Consider the following 18,895-nt stretch of genomic DNA (forward strand, 5'->3'; position numbering starts at 1 on the left):
ATTTAGTTGAAATCACCACCGGATTCAGTCGAAAAAAATTATTGAAAGATAAGGTAAGGAGAGATATCATGAAAACCTTGGAGAAAGATTTATTCACTGCACTGCGCGAACGGCGCTCAATTTATGGAATTACCAAAGAATCGCCAATTTCGGATCAAAGTATTCAAGAAATAATTGAGGAAACCGTTAAACATACACCATCGGCGTTTAATAATCAAACTACCCGCGTTGTTCTACTCTTAGGTGAACAACATGACAAAGTATGGGATATTACTGCCGAGGTTCTCAAATCACTCATTTCTACCGAACAGTTTTCTTCTACTCAGGAAAAATTGAACGGATTTCGAAACGGATACGGTACAGTGCTTTTCTTTGAAGACCAGTTAGTTATTGAAAGTTTTTCTGAACAATTTCCATCTTACCAAGAACACTTCCCGATTTGGTCGCAGCAAACAAATGGAATGCACCAATTGGTTATCTGGATGGCCCTGGAGGCTGAAGGGTTAGGAGTAAACCTACAGCATTATAATCCATTGATTGATGAACGAGTAAAAGCAGAATGGAATTTGCCGGAAAGTTGGAAACTGACTGCCCAAATGCCGTTCGGTAAACCGTCTGCCTTAGCAGGTGAAAAGAAATTTAATTCGATTCAAGAACGCATAAAAGTTTTTAAATAAAACTTACCATGGGGCTGTCTTAATGACAGTCTCTTTGTTATAACAAAACGGAAAATCTAACAGTCTCGTTGACCATACATTTAATGTTCTCATCAGTATGCAGCGATTGTAAGTTGCGATACAGACACATTCAACACACTGTAACTTATTACCTTCCTCATTGCCTTCCTCATGGCATCCTGATTCGTACGATAAACCTAACCTTTATTCGGGTCATAGCTCGCCAAAGTTATCCGGTGTCTGACCTCTTGTGACAATGGTTACATCATGGCCATCCCCGGAGTAATAAAGGGACTAGCCGGCGACCGAAGAACTGTTGTTCCTCCTACAACGAGTATTTTCATTCATATTCTCCTTTCACTTTTACAACCATTTTTATTATTGAAAAAATTTATCCCTGTCAGCTAGGAAAAATTAAAATTGAATGGTAACTCAATGGTAATTCGCGGTTTGCTTGAAGATTAACATTCCAACAGAATCGACATCTGTCATCTATATTACAGAACTCCAATTTTTTTAGAATTATAATCAAGGTAACAGGAAAAACTGGATCAAATTCATGCAATGATTTATGCCGAGGTGAGGAGCTAGGAAGATGAATCAAATTGGGTTATGACTTTGCAGATGAAATAGGAAAAATCAGGTTGAGTTATTACATTAATTCGGCAGCGTTTCGTTTTATTCCGAAAGGGGATCTTAAGAAGGAGGATAAAGGGTATACCTTCACTTGTTTGAAAGGCCTAGGTTTTATGTTAACAATAGTAAGTGATATCCCCAAATAATGAAGAAGGTGCGTGAAAAAATGGAAGCACGTTTGAACTTAATACACAAAATCGGTCAAGGAATTTCACCTCAACAGTTCATGGATGGTATGCAGAATCGGACAATGGAAACCAGTAATATCACGAATACCAAAGAGAAGTTTATCTCTGTTTACGAGAATTTCGAATGGGCACAAGAAGATCAGAAAGCTTTCTTTACCGGTTTAAGTAATCGATCCGACCTGCACTGTTTAATTTTATGCACAGACTGGTGCCCGGACGTCATCTGGAACGTTCCCTTATTGTTTCGAGTAATGGAACAGAGCAATATTTCGACTGAAGTGTTGCTTATGGAAGAGCATCTGGAAACCATGGATCTCTTTCTCACAAATGGCGGGCGAAATCAGCCAATCGCGGTCTTCTTGAATGCGTCCGGAGATGTCCTAGGTAAATGGGGGGCGCGTCCAGCCTATATTCAGGCTGTGATGGATCGGTTTAAGAAGAACAATCCAAATAAACAGGACGCCGATTATAAGAAGAAATTGAACCAAACATATCGTGAGATCGGAGATCTATATCAAGTTAGCAACGAATATCAGGAAGTTATCCTTAATGAATTAAGAAATTTATTTTCCTTTTCTTTCATAAATTTTCAATCTATCTAAGAAATGAGGATGGTCGGACAGCATTCACTTTACAATTATTGATTGTTGTCCGTATCAGAATGAAGAGTATCATCAGCATATCATTTAAAAAATAATGTTTCGGTTAGACGATTTGTTGAGATTAAATGTTGGATGGAGAGCCGGGTGGGCAAATAGGCAAAAAGATGAATTAAGTAAATAGTTATAAGAAGCCATTGTTCGTTCGGGACTTCAGAGCTCACGAAGTGAAACCGAATCGTCTGATGACTAACTAACTGAGAACAAGTGAAGGTGAAAATTATGGTGAAATACAAGGCGTGGACATTTTTAATCGGGGCTAATTTATTTTGGGCAGGTAATATCATTTTTGGGAAATTGATTGTAGCTGAATTTCCTGCTGAATGGACAGTTTTTCTAAGGTGGGTAGTCGGACTGATTCTTCTTATTCCCATTGCCCAATTTATTGAAAAACCTTCATGGAATCAAATTTGGAGAAATAATTGGGTGTTGATCATTTTGCTAGCGATTTTATCCATTGTGCTCTACACCTATCTCTCGTATGCTTCATTGCAGTTCACATCTGCGACAAACAACGCATTATTTACTACCCTTACACCAGGCTTAATTATGCTCTTTTCGTTGATTTTCCTGAGAGAAAAGGTGAGTACCTTTCAATTCATTGGATTAATCACCTCGTTTGTTGGTGTTATGATTGTGTTAACGAAAGGCAACCTGCTTCAGTTGTTTCACACTAAGTATAACGAGGGCGATGCCATCATGCTTTTCGCAGTCTTATGTTGGGCTGCTTATTCATTGCTTCTAAAAAAAGCAAAGGGCATTCCGCCTGTGACATTAGTTGCGATGATTGCGCTAGTCGGTGCTATTATGATGATTCCTCTCTTATTTCTACATCCAATTCACTATGACAAAATCACTTTTTTGGGAGTTGTAGGGGTTATATACATGGGAATTTTTCCGTCAGTTGGTTCGTTTATATTATGGAATCACGGTGTTAAATTACTGGGTGCGAGCAGGGCTGGAATAACGATGAATCTGATCCCTGTCTTTACAGCAATTATTTCGGTTATCTTGGGCCATGCACTGGAGATGTCACAACTTCTCGGGGGAGTCATGACGATTTCTGGTATGTTATTAATTGCTATAAAACGGAAAAAGATATCACGGATTAGCGCTCCCGTCGCTCAACAGGTAGGGCTAAAAGAAACAATTTAAATTTTGTGACCATATTCAGATTCGATTACTACAGTCTGAAATTTGGAGGCAATGTCATTCTGGAACTTCGTTTTCCCGCCGAATAGTGTTTTCTCCATCTTACGACAATCATAAAATCGAGGGTACACGGTTGGAATCCTCTTAGACCACATACCCATGTTTAAGTGCAGAGCTTGATGTATGAAGATTACAAGTCTATAATAATGCTCTTACAGGTTTCTATAACCTTTTATATATAAAAACGACCGGAGGCAAGCTCGCTTCCGGTTTTTATTTATTACAATTCTATGCCGATATTGCGCACGTACATCCATAAAAGAAATGAGTCAAGCGTGATGTCAACGCTGAGTAAAATGAGCGTGAAGCTTCCGAGCATTATTATTGTATTAAAAGAATGTTTGCAGCACCCTTCCATAGTGAGATTATTCTGATCGGGTTAGCATTCTGGCATCTACCTGAACAGACTTACGAGACGTTTTGATAACACCATCTTTTAGAAGCCCACTCATAACTCCACTGATGGCTTCCCTTGTTACACCAAGCATGTTTGCTATCTCTTGATGTGTAAGAGGGAGATCAATTAAAGCATAACCATCTACGATGATACCAAATTTTGAACTAAGCATCGTCAACATATGAATCACCCGATCGCGCAGACCATTAAATGCAATTTGTTCTAATTGTTCTTCTCTTTCTTTCAACCGTTCACTGACAACTTTTAAAAGTTTCAACGCCAGACTCGGTCTGCTTTTCATAAGCCGGTCGAATTCTGATTCGGATATGGAACAAACTAGTGTTGGTTCCATCGCTTCAATATAAACATCTTTTGTACCAAACGAGATGGAATTGATTTCCCCAAACATATTCCCATGAGTCAATATACTTAGAGTGAACTGTTTCCCATTGTCGTTTAATTTGTATACTTTAAGCTTGCCCTTTTTGACGAAAGAAAGACCTTCGAGAATAGCATTAGGAGTTTGAACCACTGCGTCTTTCGGTACCCAATTGAAATGGCGAATGGTATTTAGTAAATCAATTTCCTTCATTTCTTCACTGGTCATTTCCTCAAAAATGCTGATTTGAGATAAATACCATAATTTATTTATTTGGTATTCCTCCATGTAACAATCCTCCTAGAAGTCTGTTTCCATTCATAATGCTTTATAAAAATCATGATGTCAATGCATCCCAGGCTTACTTACTTTCTGTATGCCGTGAAGCAGAAAAAGCTTGAATGCTAGGTTATTCTTGATTTGACATTCAAATCGAATTACCAGGCTGAACGACGTACAAATCAATGAACAATGTATAAAAAAAGTGTTTTTACCAGAAAATAACACGGTACCAAAGACAACAAACATTTAGCGAATTTATCAAGGAAGGATTTATTCACAATGAATACTGAATTTAAAAACCTCGATCAATTATTAAAATTATCCGGAAAATCGAGTGACTTTAAGAAAACAGTGATTTCACTTGGTAAACAAGAAGTGAGTATTTTCTATTATAGTACCTTAATCGATGCGAAATGGATGCAGCAACATTTGATTCTTGTAATGCAAAATCGTTCTTTGGATTCTGAAATCAGAGAAATCGAGGATATTAAGACCTGGATTCCCATTAATGATATAGAGATTACAGATGAGGTAACCAATATTCAATCCAAACTACTGAAAGGTTATGCGATCATTCAACTTCGTGAAAACGATCAAAAGTGTGCATTGGTTAATTTAGCCGACAATCATGGATTGCGAGAAAACAATGACACGGAAAACGAGTTTAGTGTTGTTGGCCCTAAAATCGGATTCGTAGAGGACTTGGATACAAACATCGGTTTGCTCAGAGCACTACTCAATATTCCAAACTTGATTATAAAAGAAATTCACATTGGAACAACTTCAAAAACAAAAGTCGCAATAATTTATATCGATGGAGTGACAAATGAACAGAATATTCAAATTGTTGAACAAAGGCTTACTGATATTGATTACGATGTCGTTTTTGATTCGTCCCTACTGGACCAAATGATATCAGACAACTCTTTGACGCCATTTCCATTGTTTGTATCCACGGAACGCAGGGACCGAGTGGCGTACTCACTTACTAGTGGGCAAGTCGCGGTCATTGCCGATGGTTCACCTTATATTATTACTGGCCCATCTACCTTGTATGACTTTTTCATTTCGGCGGAAGATTATTATTTGCCATGGATATTAGGTTCTTTTTTTCGAATGATTCGTATTTTTGGTGTCGTTTTTTCGATGTTTGCCACGTCAATGTATGTTGCGATAACCACATACCATTATGAAGTCATTCCAAAAGATTTGCTTAGCCCCCTTATTGTTTCCAGAATGAATGTTCCTTTTCCGCCCTTCTTTGAAGTGCTTTTTTTAGAAATAACCATTGAATTTCTTCGGGAAGCAGGGGCTAGATTACCAACAAAAATTGGTCAGACCTTAGGCATTGTCGGAGGAATTGTTATCGGTCAAGCTGCGGTCGAAGCAGCTTTAACAAGTAATGTTTTACTCATTCTTGTCGCGCTCTCGGCTTTAGCTTCGTTTACCACACCGATATATAAAATGTCAAATGCGATACGATTTTTACGATTTCCTATCATCCTTCTGTCAGCGATATGGGGGGGAATTGGGATATTTATCGGGGTGGCTTTTCTGTTTGTCCATGTTATTCGTTTAAAATCATTAGGCTCTCCTTACATTGTTCCGATTTTCCCCTTAAGGATTATGGAACTTAGAGACAGTTTTATACGTTCATCCTTTCAATTTTTGAATAAAAGACCTCAACGTTTAAGACCAAAATCTTTAGTTAAGTATGTGCCTAAAAAAACTGTAAAACAGAAAAATGTCTTTGATGAAGAATAAATCATGAAAGAGGTCCATTATGAATAGGAGGAAAATTTATCTGTTGATCATTTTGTGTGCAGTTTTATCGGCTTGTACCGATCAAAAAGTTGTGAATGAGGTTTGTCTTGTCCATGCCATTAGCTTTGATAACGTTGCGAATGGCATAAAAAGCGCTGCAATAATTTCTCACTTTAAAGAACAGGGGAAAACAGAATTACAAGTTTTACATACAGAATCCAACGCTAATAATGGCATTCTGCCTCAACTAAATACGCAGACAAATGATCCCATTGAACTGGGACAGCTAAGGATAGTGTTATTCGGAAAAACGCGTGCAGAAAAAGGGATCAGGACTGAAATCCATAATTTACTCCGCGATTCTAAAATTTCATCGCGGCTTCAGCTTGGAGTCGTGGATCAGGACGCTTTGGAACTGTTGGAAGTCATCAAAAAAACTCAAGAGCCGTTTTATTTATCGGATATGATCGAGCAAAACATAATTAACGGAAATTTACCGATGACGAACCTTCAGGTATCCTTGTTTAATTATTATGGTGATGGACGAGACATGTTTTTACCGTATTTTAAAATAAATCACGGTGAAGCAAAAATCAATGGACTGGCTTTATTTAGAAGGGATCAAAAGATAACCGAAATCAGCATGAAGGACGCTTTCTTATTAAAAATGCTTATTCAGAACTCAAAGAATGGGACTTACAAGGTTCCAGTTACAGGAAAGACATCAAACAAACAGAGTAAAGATTTTATTTCATTTAGAAGCATGCATTCAAAAGCAAACTATATTGTGAATAAAGTTAATCCAGTCCCTTCTATTTCAATTCGGTTGAAATTGGTGACAAAACTTCAGGATGTCCCGGATTGGATGGATTTGAGATCAGAAGAGCAGCTTACACAGCTTGAAAAGACGATGAGTTCTTATCTTAAAGAAGAAATTGAAAAATTTCTGTCGCTATTGAAGGAAAATAAGGTTGATCCAATCGGCCTGGGGGACTTAGTAAGAAGTCAATCTAAGGAATGGAGTGCCCAAGATTTTGAAAAGATTTATCAAGAAATAAAAACAACAGTAAGCGTTCAGGTTAAAATCGCCAATACTGGTAGTGCTTAAATCTGGAAATATAATTTAGCGAGGTGTTTAGTTTATGAAAAAAGCTGTTGACGAAAAATACTTAATATCTCCCTTCTTAATTGTTCCTCTGATGTATGTCAGTATGGTCGGGAGCGGAGTTCTGAATTTCCAACGTGAAGTGGCCGAACATGCCGGATATAATGCTTATATTTCTGTTATTTTAGTAGGGATTAGTATACATTTAATCTTATGGATGATATATAAAATTTTAAATTCTAATCAAGCTCTAGATGTAACTGCAATCAACCATACATGTTTCGGGAAAATTGTAGGGAATACAATCAATATCGCAATTGTTCTTTATTTTTTTTTCGGAGCTTATATTGAATTCAAATCCTATATTGAAGTAATTCAAGTCTGGGTGTTTCCATCAATGAAAATTTTACCAATAAGCACCATTTTGGTGTTGTTTATTTACTATACCTTATCAGGTGGGTTTCGAACCGTTACCGGACTAAGTTTTTTGGGATTTCTGCTGACGCTCATTTTTATTATTCCAGAAAATTTGTCAGTTTTGCCGTATACACATCCGCGAAACTTGATGCCTCTTTTTAACCATTCAATAACGGACATATTACTCTCTTCTAAAAGCATGGTATATCAATTCTTGGGATTTGAAGCTTTACTATTCTTTTACCCATTTATTAAAACACCGGAAAAGTCTCAAAAATGGGCTCACTTTATGGTTTTCTTTGTTACATTAATATATTTGATGGTATTAATCATAACATTTATGTATTTCAGTGAAGGGCAGCTACGCGAAATCTCTTGGCCTACGCTTAATATGCTTAAAATTGTTGAAGGACCTGTGTTTCAGAGAATAGAATATCTAGCGATTTCATTGTGGTTGGTTAAAAATTTAGCAGGTATATCTTTAAGCTTATGGAGTGCATGCCGTGGAATGAAAAACGTTTTTCAGATCAAACCGCGTGCGAGCTTGCTTACTTTTCTGGTCGGATTTCTGATATTAGATTATTTACTGAAGGACCGTAGCATATTTCGATGGACTTCCGAGTTTTATGCAGACGTTGGACTTTATTTTATTTACGGATATATCCCGATTATGTTCGTACTCACACAGGTAAGGAAAAATTGGAATAAGGGTAGTAGTAGCACAGCAGATGCTATTACAAAAAATGATTAACAATTTTTGTAATGCACATTAAGAAATCTGCGGTTTACGCTGTGCCCTTTTTCTCATGTAAAAATAAGGATACATATTTGTGAAAAAAGTGTTATCGGCCAAATAGGCGTTGAACGCTATTCTACAACTCGATATTCTCATCTTACGCTTGGATTGAATGCCTAAGAAGTCAACCATTATCGTATCTCTTTTACACAAGAACTGTAAACTACATTACAGAACTCTGACTGTTTTAAATTTATAATTAGGCTATAAATTAAGATTTGGAGGTTTCAAAACGATGAGCAACCAGACTTTAACTGAACAACTGGAAGCGGCGACAAAGCAGTTTAAAGCCAATTCTCCGATTGAAGCGCAAATCAAGATCGGTCAGATGATTGAGGAACTTCAGAAATCGGGGATCGCTTCCGGGAAGCAACAAGGCGAAAAGGCAGTGGACTTTAAATTAACAAACGCACTTGGCCAAGATGTAATTTTATTTGATGAGCTTGCTAAGGGACCGGTTGTGTTGGTCTTTTATCGCGGCGGATGGTGTCCATTTTGCAATATGCAATTAAGAGCTTATCAGCGGCTACTGCCTGAAATCCATGCGGTAGGAGCACAGCTAATAGCGATCAGTCCTCAAAAACCGGATCATTCGTTATCCCTCCAGGAAAAAGAAGGATTGGAATTTCAAGTTCTTAGCGACCCGAGCGGATTGGTAACGGCTAAGTATAATTTGCTTTTCGATGTTCCACAGGGCGTAAGGGAGCTCATGGAAGGTATCGGAGTTGATCTTACGGAGTACAACAATACCTCGAAATGGATCTTGCCGGTTCCGGCTACTTTCATGATTGATGAGAGTGCCATAATTCGCTCTGCTTATGTTAATCCGAATTTCATGCAACGTCAAAGTCCGGAGGAAATTTTGAGAGAATTAAAAAAATTATAACGTTATTTTCATAGATGGCTGCCTTGAAAAAGAGTAAACGATTGGTGAATTACAAATTTCAAATGTTATTTAAAAAGGAGAATATATTATGACAATGACCAAGGAAGAAATTTTGAAAGCTCATCATTTTCGGCATGCAACCAAAGAATTCGATCCAAGTAAAACCATTTCTGACGACGACTTCGAATTTATTTTAGAAACGGGCCGACTCTCGCCCAGCTCATTTAGCTCTGAACCGTGGAGATTTGTTGTTGTTCAAAACGAAGAGCTTCGGAATAAAATAAAAAATATTTCGTATGGAGCGGCTAGCAAATTGCCGGAGGCCAGTCATTTCGTCATTATTCTGTCCCGGACTGCAATGGATATGCGATATGACTCCGCCTACCAGAAAGAGCAGCAGTCCAAAGCTGTTCCGAAGGAACGCCTTACAAGGCATCTTGAAATCTATGAAGAGTTTCAGAGAAATGATTTCAAGCTCCTTGATCATGAGCGTTTTCTTATCGATTGGGGTATCAAGCAGACTTATATTCCGCTTGCGAACATGATGACGGCTGCAGCGCAAATCGGCATTGATTCATGTCCGATCGAAGGCTTTGACATTGAGAAAATGAATACGCTGTTGAACGAGGAAGGGCTGCTGGAAGACGGACATTTTACAATTTCGGTCATGATTGCCTTTGGTTATCGCAAAAAAGATCCGGGACCGAGAATACGCCTTCCGTTTGAGGATGTTGTAAAATGGGTTAAATGAATAAAATACATTATGGCGCCATATGTATAATTCGCAATAAATCCGACAAGACCAACATCGGCTACTTAATAATGGTGTGAAGTGGCGTCGCCCGGATCTCGATCACCGAATAACAAGTATTGAGATCATATTATCATTTGTGGCAAACCATCTTGGTTTGGCGGTGATAATAAGCTTGTAAGCGGTGACGATTTCGTTATTCATGTTCGCGCAACGTTAAAAGATAAACAAAATAATACAATCCAGCCACCACAAACAAAGACCACCGGAAATCCTGTGGTCTTTGTTTGTGGTGGCTGGATTGGTTAGAGTAATATTTCCCTCATTCCTGCATTTTCAAATAATAAAGAGAAATGTGAAGTGCATTACAGAGTTACAATATTTTAATAATTATAATCAAGTTACAAATTCTAAATTGGAGGTTTTAATACGATGAACAACCAAGCTCTAACTGAGTAGCTGGATGCGGATGTCCGGTAACGTACATCAATTATTCTCAAGCAATGTTATCCTATCCTGAGCAAAAAGAGAGCAATAAAAGTTTATCATTCAATAAAAAAGAGGTTGTTACTAATGAAAAAAATGTTATGGGTCATCCTCATGATGTCCACCGGAACTTCATTTACGTCACCCTTATTTCCCCTGTATCAGGAGCATTACCGATTAAGCAGCCTACAAATCACTGTTTTATTTGCGGTATATGCGGTCGCCCTTCTCCCAACATTGTTTATTGTCGGTTCCAGAGGAAGCAGTTGGGGGCTGAAGCGGGTTCTTCGTATCAGCATCCTATTATCAATCTTGGCCAGCATTCTCTTTATGGCAAGCCATCAGGCTTGGCTCGTTTATGCTGCGAGAATGCTTGTAGGAATTGCTTATGGAAGCTTTACTGGTACTGCTGTCGCGTTCTTGCTGAAGCAAACCCCCAAAGAGAAATCCGGAAAAGCCATTTTATTATCAGGTATGGCTGTTTCTGTAGGTTTCGGTCTAGGACCTGCCTTGGCCGGTTTAATCATTGAGTATTTACATTTGATGCCACTGCGCGCACCTTTTTGGGTTTTAACCGTTTTGTTGTTGAGCGCTTGGGCTGGACTGGAAACGCTGCGTGACGAGGATTATCAAGCTCACAAGGAGCGTCAGCAAGCAGCATCGGTACCGATCTCGCTTAGGGTGTCTGCTGACATTAAGCCTCATTTCTTATCCTTCAGTGCGCTGCCCGTTTTTACATTGTTTACCTTGAACGGAATCGTTCTCTCTTTGATACCTTCATTCGTGAAAAATGTGATTCACACTTCCAATCTTGCCGTTTCTGGTCTCTTGATTCTACTGCTTATGGGGGGCGGCACTATGATGCAAATGCTGCCTTGGTTCAAACATCCGGTAGTACGCCTTCGAATAGGTATCACTTTATTGGCTTTCGGAGCCTGGCTTGTTGTACTCTCTGGAACATTAGAAAGCATAAGTTTGATGTGGGCCGGGGTTCTCGTTCAAGCGTTGGGCAGCGGTTGGACATTCCAGATCAGCCTACGATTGGCAGGCGAGCTTCCTCATGTATCGGAGCGGTCAAGGGTAATAACTACTTACTACTTTTCTGGCTACATCGGATTTATTGTTCCGATCGTGGGGGTTGGTCTCCTAAGCTTTTTATTTAATTTGTACATGTCTCTAATCGTCCTGAATGTTCTCGCCACTCTGATAGTTCTCTACATGTTGGGCTATTCTGTTAAGTTTGCACGGTATTATGCAGAGCGAAACGAAAAACAAGCTCAGGTAGAAGGCTTTCCAGCAAAGGTTAGTTCACAGGTTTTGAGACCTTGACGGATGAGTTTTTTTAAAAAATGAAAAAGGGAACACTCTTCAATTAAATGATATCTCAAATGGAGATGAAGTCAGAGTCATACCTCTAAAGCCAATTAAACTTAAGAAACACAGAAATTTTACCGCTAAAGAAGTTCTTGTATTGAAAAAAGCACCAACGGAATGAAGAAGAGTTAAGCGCATTCCGTTGTCTTAAGCTCCCTCGAAATGATTCCTTTTTCCTCACTCAGACTCATAAATTCGTAGGATTTCACCCTGTAGTCAGAATGAAGAAGGGACAAAAGCACCTCATCGATGAGGTCCATCTGTACATTCACTTTTACAACGTCAAGCGGTTTCAGAAGAAAATAAACAGCCTTAGTCCGGTGGAGTACCGAACTAAGGCTGTTTATTGCTCTTATTCATTGTTGTCTACTTGACGGGTCATCACCGGCCTGCCGCCTGGGAAGGACCCAGTTGGGGCGCGGGAAGTGGCAGGTGTAGCCGCTCGGATAGCGCTCCAGATAGTCCTGGTGCTCCGGCTCTGCTTCCCAGAAGTCGCCGACAGGCGTCACTTCGGTGACGACCTTGCCCGGCCACAGATCCGACGCGTTCACGTCGGCGATAGTCTCCTCCGCCACCTTTCTCTGCTCGTCGTTCTCATAGTAGATCGCCGAACGGTAGCTTGTGCCGATATCGTTGCCCTGACGGTTCCGCGTCGTAGGATCGTGGATTTGAAAGAAATACTCCAGGATGCGACGGTAGCTCGTCTCCGCTGTATCGAAGACGATTTCGATCCCCTCCGCATGAGTGCCATGGTTGCGATAGGTTGCGTTCGGAGTGTCACCGCCAGTATAGCCGACGCGAGTCGAGACGACGCCGGGAAGCTTGCGGATCAAGTCCTGCATTCCCCAGAAGCATCCCCCAGCGAGTACTGCGCGTTGATGCATGTTAAACCTCCTCAATCTGATCTAAATATTTGCCGTAGCCATCGCTCTCCATGTCGTCGCGCCTGGATGAATCCGAGCAACGCGAGTTGATGCAGGAGCGTAGGCCACCGCGATTAGCCGGGCCATCCGGGAAGACGTGACCGATATGGCTGTCGCCGTGAGTGGATCTAACCTCGGTCCTTACCGTCCCATGGGAGGTGTCCCGCAACTCGTTGATGTTTGCGGAAAGATCGGGTTGTGAAACTTGGCCACCCAACGGAGGGCTAGACCCTAGCTGCATATCGGTGATCACTCGGAGCTCCATATCTAGGATGTCCCATATCCGCATTGAAAAGGTAATGTTTTTCAATAAACATAGAGCTTTTGTGAGCTCCTCAACCATTATACCCGCGGTATGCGTGACTCAAACCTGTTGTTTTTACTGTTGACTAAGCAGTACATTTGCCGCGTCCTGACTTACCAGATCAGAGAGCAACAGGGTACCTTGTCCGGATTTTGTGGGGGCAACGTACTGCAAAAAACGGCCGCAAGGCCTAGATACGTCATCCCATTACCATATGTAAAACAAAGAACTTCACAGCTATTTTCTTAATTATATTACTGCTAAGGCTCTTAAACCTCGCTATAGCTCTCATATTGCCATTGAAAGGGACTTTGGTGCATTCAAGCAGATAAAGCAGGATAGGGATATCGCACGGGTTAGGCAACGATATATACAGCTTACTAAGGCTGATTTAACATTAAGGAGAATTTTAACAATAATTACACTCAGTCTAGTGGGTGGTATGCGGCTTGGAATATAGGTAAATCGGCAGGCTTACGCCAGGCTAGTGAATCTGCCTCGTCTAATTTGCAAACACTAGCCACCGAAGATGAATGAACTCATCCCAATAAGCTTTGTGTGGCTGTTATTGATATTGTTGTTGTATCCGTTGTTTTAAGCATCCAATATACCAAACGTACCTACTATGGGGATGATGGGGAGTCATCACAGCTGAAAGTAAACCAGAAGAACATTCATGTAGTATAGAAGTTCTTGTCGTTTTTGAATAGAGGTTGTCGTCGAACAGAAGTAGAGGAAAAAACCATCTCAATGAGGGAAGTCGAAAATGTTATTACGTGCTTAACTCAATAAATTAAGTAAATTGTTAATGCTCAAAATCCCGATGGTTTAACCTTACGTTACTCCGTTGCAGGTAAGGCTTGCAACAGAGTAACGTACTAGATGCAAACCATGTAATAATGGATATCAGCCTTATTACTTCTCGGCGATCAAATATCATATCCTGCACTTATGGACCGCGGGACAGTGTATATTATAATACTCGTGGGTGTCTAATGCATCCTGGCTCCGATTATAAAGACTTGATGATATCCAATGCTTCTGATGGTTCCATTCTTGTTCTATGATTAATATTCGATATGCCAGCGACGATTATGCGGTTCTGATTGATGACATAAGTCGCAGGAACGGGCAATTCAAACGAATCGTCACCATTTATTTTCGACAGCGTGTTTAATTTGTCGTGCATGAATTGGGGAAGCGTGTATTTCAAGTTATACATTTCAGCTACTTTATTTTGAAGGTCGCTTAAAACAATATAGCTCAACCCCTGCTTTTCTTTTTGAGATAAAGAATGATCTGGTGTCTGAGGACTTATGGCTATAAGTTGAGCACCCGCTAACTTAATGTCTTTCATGATACGTTCGTAGGCTTTTAATTGCAAATTACAGAATGGACACCATTCTCCTCTGTAAAAAATAAGAATGATAGGACCTTTCTTCAATTCCTCTGCTAATGTGATCATATTCCCAGTTGCGTCTTTCAGTGCAAAATCAGGAGCCAAGTCACCGATGCTTAATCCCTTTCCGGCTCCTTTACTTCGAAGATCTTCTAAATATCTTTCAAATGCAGCAGTTGCATCTGGATTGTTTGAGCTAATTTTTGCTTGAGCTTCCAATATAGATTTTAATGTTGTCTTCAAAATTGTATTGCTCCCTTATTTGTTCAGAATCAATTTGTGATTGCATTCCATAACCTTCGTGTTTCAATGTTTTAGATATCTAGAATGAATGTCCAGAAACTACTCTCGTATGTTCTTAGGAAGAGCTTTAACAATGGAATTATAAGAGTGGTCAATCATTTCAAAGATAAATGACTCTTGTAAAGAACCTCCAAGAATAATCGTATTCCAATGCTTTTTGTTCATATGATACCCTGGTCGAATATCTTCATACTGCTCTCTCAAGTTTTCTGCAATCACTGGATCGCACTTTAGAACCAGGTATCCTTTTTTCTCAAAAAATAGAGCGAATATTTTACCTGCAATTTTTATTGCAATTGGATCGGGTCCCGAAGGATAATCCTTAATCGCTCCTTTTTTGTTTAGACAATATTCAATTAAATTATTTTTCAAACCCGATAATCTCCTTTATAAATGACTTATTATCTATGGATCCTGATTTGACCGGTTCACTTTTTTTACGGTTAACAGCGTTTCAAACATTTTTATGGTGTCTAACCTCTTGCTGCACGTAGACCATAGAGTGTGTTCTTCAAAGTATCTGCATCTATACCGCCTTTCATGTTTGTATTTTTATTTTTTATTCTCCTGCCTGTCCCATTGTCAATGACGCCTGTTATCTTTGAAGAGTAACATGCTGGTTGAATCGGATTCTGTAATCTACATTACTGAACTCCAATTTTGTTGAAGTATAATGAAAGGTCAAAGGATCGGTGACGTTGGCGAGGATTTTTATAAGAACTAGTTTACTGTTGGGGTCAAAAACATCTTCTTCGAGTTGCTGCTTAGCCGGATTGACACGAATTACGCATATCGTATAGAAGTCTCTAAACTGGAGACGGCTCCTCGTTTCACCAGTTCAAGTGCCACTGCTTTTCCTATTCCGCTGCTTTCACCTGCAATCATAACCACTTTTCGCCGTAGAGTAATTACATTTACTTTGGGATTGCTTGAGTCGATGTTCGCCTGCTTCCATCGACCTGTATAATCGCCAGCTTCATGATACGACCATAACTCCATTACAACAGTTTGGATTAAAGAGATTATTCAGCTTTCGTATACCTATTCCAGAGTAGAATTTGACCTATTCTTAAATGTGAAACCCATATTTATACATCATGCACAGCCCGAAAAATCACATCTGTAATGTGAGATATTTCGCAGAAGGTTTTGTCTCATTCCGGTTATGATAAGCACATGAACACAAATAATAAAAACAAGGAGTGTTAATCATGAAAAAAGTAGCTATTATCGTACATGCCACGGAGAATGAAGGGGGTAGACTGTCTCATGCCCTGCTATATGGCCAAGAACTACACGAGGCTAACTTTGATGTCAAAATTTATTTTGATGGCCAAGGTACGACCTGGATAAAAACGCTGGAGGATCCGTCCCATATGTTCAATCCTTTATATAAAGCCGTTAAAGGGATGGGCCTCATCGCCGGGGTATGCAATTTCTGTGCGAACGTATTCGGCGTAACCGAGGATGCTAAATCCGCCGGCCTCCCAACTTTTGCTGAAGTTGAAGGACACCTCAGCATTTCGAAATTAATTGCGGACGATTACCAAATCATCACTCTTTAATATCGTTATATTAACGCCTGCGATCATGATATTGACAGGCGCTACAGGGAGTTTGTAATATCAGCGAGTAATCGATATAAAAGGAAATAACACCTTGAGGTTTCAACAAATCAATCGTCTTATTCAAGCCTAGATGTTGAATGGTCGGTTCTTTATCATTCAGCGGGAAAGGAGGAGATGGAAGTGAAGAATGTTGTATTGTATGGAGCCGATCATTGCGCCGCATGCACAGAAGCTATAAAGTTTTTTCAACAGCAAGGGATTCCTTTCCAATATAAGAACGTAGGAACCGACAAAGAGGCTTTTGCCGAAGTACTTCGTCTAGGAGGTATCGCAACACCTTTCATAGTTGCCGGTACACACGTACTTCATTCATTTGACCAACAAAAATTGAAGGAGTCACTGAAACTTCATGGATAAGCTTTGGTATCTATCGCGAATTAGCATTTTTGAATCTCTCTCCCCTGAGGATTTTAAGGAAATCGATTTGATGGCCCCACTAACCCATTTTAATGCAGTTCCGAAAGGCACGCTTATCCAAACTCCCGAACAACATCGTGAAGGCTTATTTTTCGTAAAAACAGGTAAGCTCCGGATGTACAAAATAAACGCTGAAGGCAAGCAGTTTACGACTGCCATTTTGGGGGTCGGTAATATGTTCGGCGAAATCGACTCTTTATCATTCGGAACGCATGACATGTACATCGAAACGATTGAAGAGACCTTGATCTGTTCTGTTCTACGCGAGCATTTCGAAAAATTCCTCCTAAAAAGACCGGAATTGGCCATGCGATTTCTAAAGGTTTTAAGCAATCAGTTAAAAGAGAAAGTGGAGCTGCTTGAAAAACTGGCCATCGGCAATATCGAAGATCGCGTGTTGCATCTGCTGCTTAAATTATCTGAGCAGTTCGGAACGAAAAATGAAGATTTCGTCAAAATAGATTTTTCATTGACTCACCAAGAAATTGCTAATATGATCGGCGTAACGCGCGAATCAGTGACGACGGTTTTGAAAGACTTATCCCAAAAAGGCATTCTTCAAACCGGTAGAATGCAGATCTCGGTTCATTCACAAAAAATCAGAGCACACCTAAATCATATTGAACAAAAGGGATAAATTAAGTACTTTAACCGCAATTTTTAATTTGTATATTTGTGGTCGTAGACTAATATTAAGGCAAGCGAAAATCATATATAGAGCGGTGTCCTAAATAGGGCATCGCTTTTTTTATAAATTCGAGTGTGGTTTTAACATAAGTACAAAAGTTATTATGAAATGAACTTCTTTAGGAGAAATTCTACCGAAGGTTTATGCTAACGTTCAACTTAATGAAAATGATTAAAAAATAGATGGAGAACTGTAATCTACTTAACAGAACTCCGTTTTAATTAGACTTACAATCAAAATATCAGTTGATATAATCGAAGTTCTGAAACAATGAGCAACCCGAACAGCTGGAAGTGGCGGTACATCAGTTAACTACAATAAAATAAAGAAGAAGGTTGATTCTACATGATTGAGAGTAAAAAACAAGAAATTTTAAATGCTTACAAGTTTAGACATGCTTGCAAAGCTTTTGATACCAACAAAAAAATTCCTGACGAGGATTTTCACTTTATATTAGAGACCGGAAGACTGTCTCCAAGTTCATTTGGTTTCGAACCATGGAAGTTTGTCGTGATTCAGAATGCAGCTCTTCGCGAAAAATTAGAACCTGTTTCTGGCGGAGCCACAGGACAACTGCCAACTGCCAGCCATTTTGTAATTATATTGGCCAGAAGAGAAAATAGCTTACGGCCTGACTCGGTTTATGTAAATAAAATGTGGAAAGATATTCATCATATGCCAGAAGAAGTGGTGCTAGATTGGCGTGATTTTTACAAATCCTTCATTGAAAGAGAAATCGAAGATAATGACCGTCTCATTTTTGAATGGTCAATCAGACAAAACTATATAGCAATGGGAAATATGATGACAGCTGCGGCTCTTATCGGTATTGATTCCTGTCCGATCGAAGGTTTTGATAAAAAACAGGTTACCGCTATTTTACAAAATGAGGGTATCATTAATGGCGACGATTTCGGTGTAGCCTGTATGGTTGCTTTCGGATATCGTCAAAAGCATCCCAAACGTCCACAAACAAGACAACAGCTCGATGAGATTGTGGAGTGGCGATAAACTTAAGAAGGAATTACCAAGCATCAGGGGACATGTTTCGCTGACAGGTGCTTTGAGGTTAAGAAGGGGGGGGGCTACGAGTGTGGCAACTCCTTTTTTATGGTACTAACGAGTAGGATTCTTTAGGGGACTCCGTGAACACAGTCGCTCACAGGAAATGCTTGCATCGTTGTCGGTGACGGTAATTATTTTAACAACCCTAGAAGAATGAAA

General features: G+C 39.6%; 19 protein-coding genes. 14 read left to right on the top strand and 5 right to left on the bottom strand.

The window, feature by feature from the left end; translation table 11 throughout:
* Nucleotides 1–77: 77 nt before the first annotated feature.
* The 3 genes from FHT67_RS01805 to FHT67_RS01815 all read left to right on the top strand — a co-directional run bounded on the left by FHT67_RS01805 (nucleotide 78) and on the right by FHT67_RS01815 (nucleotide 3,315).
* A complete protein-coding gene (locus FHT67_RS01805; protein ID WP_207918109.1) occupies nucleotides 78–677 on the top strand; it encodes a nitroreductase family protein in 600 nt (199 codons plus the stop codon).
* Between the two features lie 802 nt (nucleotides 678–1,479).
* A complete protein-coding gene (locus FHT67_RS01810) occupies nucleotides 1,480–2,103 on the top strand; it encodes a thioredoxin family protein (protein ID WP_167195120.1) in 624 nt (207 codons plus the stop codon).
* Between the two features lie 279 nt (nucleotides 2,104–2,382).
* Nucleotides 2,383–3,315 (top strand): DMT family transporter, encoded by a 933-nt coding sequence (locus tag FHT67_RS01815; protein WP_208403081.1) that lies wholly within the window; start codon nucleotides 2,383–2,385, stop codon nucleotides 3,313–3,315.
* Between the two features lie 422 nt (nucleotides 3,316–3,737).
* Here the strand turns inward: FHT67_RS01815 and FHT67_RS01820 are convergent, their stop codons facing one another.
* Nucleotides 3,738–4,436, bottom strand: a complete 699-nt coding sequence (locus FHT67_RS01820) for a Crp/Fnr family transcriptional regulator (protein WP_167195123.1) — start codon at nucleotides 4,434–4,436, stop codon at nucleotides 3,738–3,740.
* 273 nt (nucleotides 4,437–4,709) lie between these two features.
* On the opposite strand from FHT67_RS01820, the gene FHT67_RS01825 reads away from it, so the two are divergent.
* The 7 genes from FHT67_RS01825 (at nucleotide 4,710) to FHT67_RS30595 (ending at nucleotide 12,383) form a co-directional block, all read left to right on the top strand.
* Nucleotides 4,710–6,194: a spore germination protein gene (locus FHT67_RS01825; RefSeq protein ID WP_167195126.1), complete on the top strand. Its 1,485-nt coding sequence runs from the start codon at nucleotides 4,710–4,712 to the stop codon at nucleotides 6,192–6,194.
* Nucleotides 6,195–6,213: 19 nt separating this feature from the next.
* Nucleotides 6,214–7,302 (top strand): Ger(x)C family spore germination protein, encoded by a 1,089-nt coding sequence (locus FHT67_RS01830; protein ID WP_132303381.1) that lies wholly within the window; start codon nucleotides 6,214–6,216, stop codon nucleotides 7,300–7,302.
* Between the two features lie 34 nt (nucleotides 7,303–7,336).
* Nucleotides 7,337–8,467, top strand: coding sequence for a GerAB/ArcD/ProY family transporter (locus FHT67_RS01835; RefSeq protein ID WP_167195128.1), 1,131 nt, complete (start codon nucleotides 7,337–7,339; stop codon nucleotides 8,465–8,467).
* 280 nt (nucleotides 8,468–8,747) lie between these two features.
* Nucleotides 8,748–9,398 (top strand): peroxiredoxin-like family protein, encoded by a 651-nt coding sequence (locus tag FHT67_RS01840; RefSeq protein WP_132303383.1) that lies wholly within the window; start codon nucleotides 8,748–8,750, stop codon nucleotides 9,396–9,398.
* An 88-nt stretch (nucleotides 9,399–9,486) separates the two neighbouring features.
* Complete coding sequence (locus FHT67_RS01845; protein WP_132303384.1) at nucleotides 9,487–10,149, top strand: NAD(P)H-dependent oxidoreductase; 663 nt, start codon at nucleotides 9,487–9,489, stop codon at nucleotides 10,147–10,149.
* A 573-nt stretch (nucleotides 10,150–10,722) separates the two neighbouring features.
* Nucleotides 10,723–11,964 carry an MFS transporter gene (locus FHT67_RS01850; protein WP_167195131.1) on the top strand — a complete coding sequence of 414 codons (1,242 nt, stop codon included), beginning with the start codon at nucleotides 10,723–10,725 and terminating at the stop codon, nucleotides 11,962–11,964.
* Nucleotides 11,965–12,230: 266 nt separating this feature from the next.
* A complete protein-coding gene (locus FHT67_RS30595) occupies nucleotides 12,231–12,383 on the top strand; it encodes an IS3 family transposase (RefSeq protein WP_132303386.1) in 153 nt (50 codons plus the stop codon).
* Here FHT67_RS30595 and msrA read toward each other — a convergent pair.
* From msrA to FHT67_RS01875, 4 genes are all read right to left on the bottom strand, one after another.
* The gene (msrA, locus tag FHT67_RS01860; protein WP_132303387.1) at nucleotides 12,366–12,893 is read right to left on the bottom strand and encodes a peptide-methionine (S)-S-oxide reductase MsrA; all 528 of its coding nucleotides are present in this window, start codon (nucleotides 12,891–12,893) and stop codon (nucleotides 12,366–12,368) included. The genes FHT67_RS30595 and msrA overlap by 18 nt on opposite strands.
* A gap of 1 nt (nucleotide 12,894) precedes the next feature.
* Complete coding sequence (locus FHT67_RS01865) at nucleotides 12,895–13,275, bottom strand: peptide-methionine (R)-S-oxide reductase (RefSeq protein WP_347813045.1); 381 nt, start codon at nucleotides 13,273–13,275, stop codon at nucleotides 12,895–12,897.
* A 973-nt stretch (nucleotides 13,276–14,248) separates the two neighbouring features.
* Nucleotides 14,249–14,878: a peroxiredoxin-like family protein gene (locus tag FHT67_RS01870; RefSeq protein WP_165930556.1), complete on the bottom strand. Its 630-nt coding sequence runs from the start codon at nucleotides 14,876–14,878 to the stop codon at nucleotides 14,249–14,251.
* A gap of 99 nt (nucleotides 14,879–14,977) precedes the next feature.
* Nucleotides 14,978–15,310, bottom strand: coding sequence for an MmcQ/YjbR family DNA-binding protein (locus tag FHT67_RS01875; protein ID WP_132303389.1), 333 nt, complete (start codon nucleotides 15,308–15,310; stop codon nucleotides 14,978–14,980).
* An 839-nt stretch (nucleotides 15,311–16,149) separates the two neighbouring features.
* Here FHT67_RS01875 and FHT67_RS01880 point away from each other — a divergent pair.
* From FHT67_RS01880 to FHT67_RS01895, 4 genes are all read left to right on the top strand, one after another.
* Nucleotides 16,150–16,503 (top strand): DsrE family protein, encoded by a 354-nt coding sequence (locus tag FHT67_RS01880; protein WP_132303390.1) that lies wholly within the window; start codon nucleotides 16,150–16,152, stop codon nucleotides 16,501–16,503.
* Nucleotides 16,504–16,686: 183 nt separating this feature from the next.
* Nucleotides 16,687–16,923 (top strand): glutaredoxin family protein, encoded by a 237-nt coding sequence (locus FHT67_RS01885; protein ID WP_165930557.1) that lies wholly within the window; start codon nucleotides 16,687–16,689, stop codon nucleotides 16,921–16,923.
* Nucleotides 16,916–17,620: a Crp/Fnr family transcriptional regulator gene (locus FHT67_RS01890; protein WP_167195134.1), complete on the top strand. Its 705-nt coding sequence runs from the start codon at nucleotides 16,916–16,918 to the stop codon at nucleotides 17,618–17,620. The genes FHT67_RS01885 and FHT67_RS01890 overlap by 8 nt, the downstream gene beginning before the upstream one ends.
* A gap of 396 nt (nucleotides 17,621–18,016) precedes the next feature.
* Nucleotides 18,017–18,682: an NAD(P)H-dependent oxidoreductase gene (locus FHT67_RS01895; protein ID WP_167195137.1), complete on the top strand. Its 666-nt coding sequence runs from the start codon at nucleotides 18,017–18,019 to the stop codon at nucleotides 18,680–18,682.
* Nucleotides 18,683–18,895: the final 213 nt, after the last annotated feature.

This window comes from Paenibacillus sp. BK720 (assembly GCF_011761545.1).
Lineage (GTDB): Bacteria > Bacillota > Bacilli > Paenibacillales > Paenibacillaceae > Pristimantibacillus.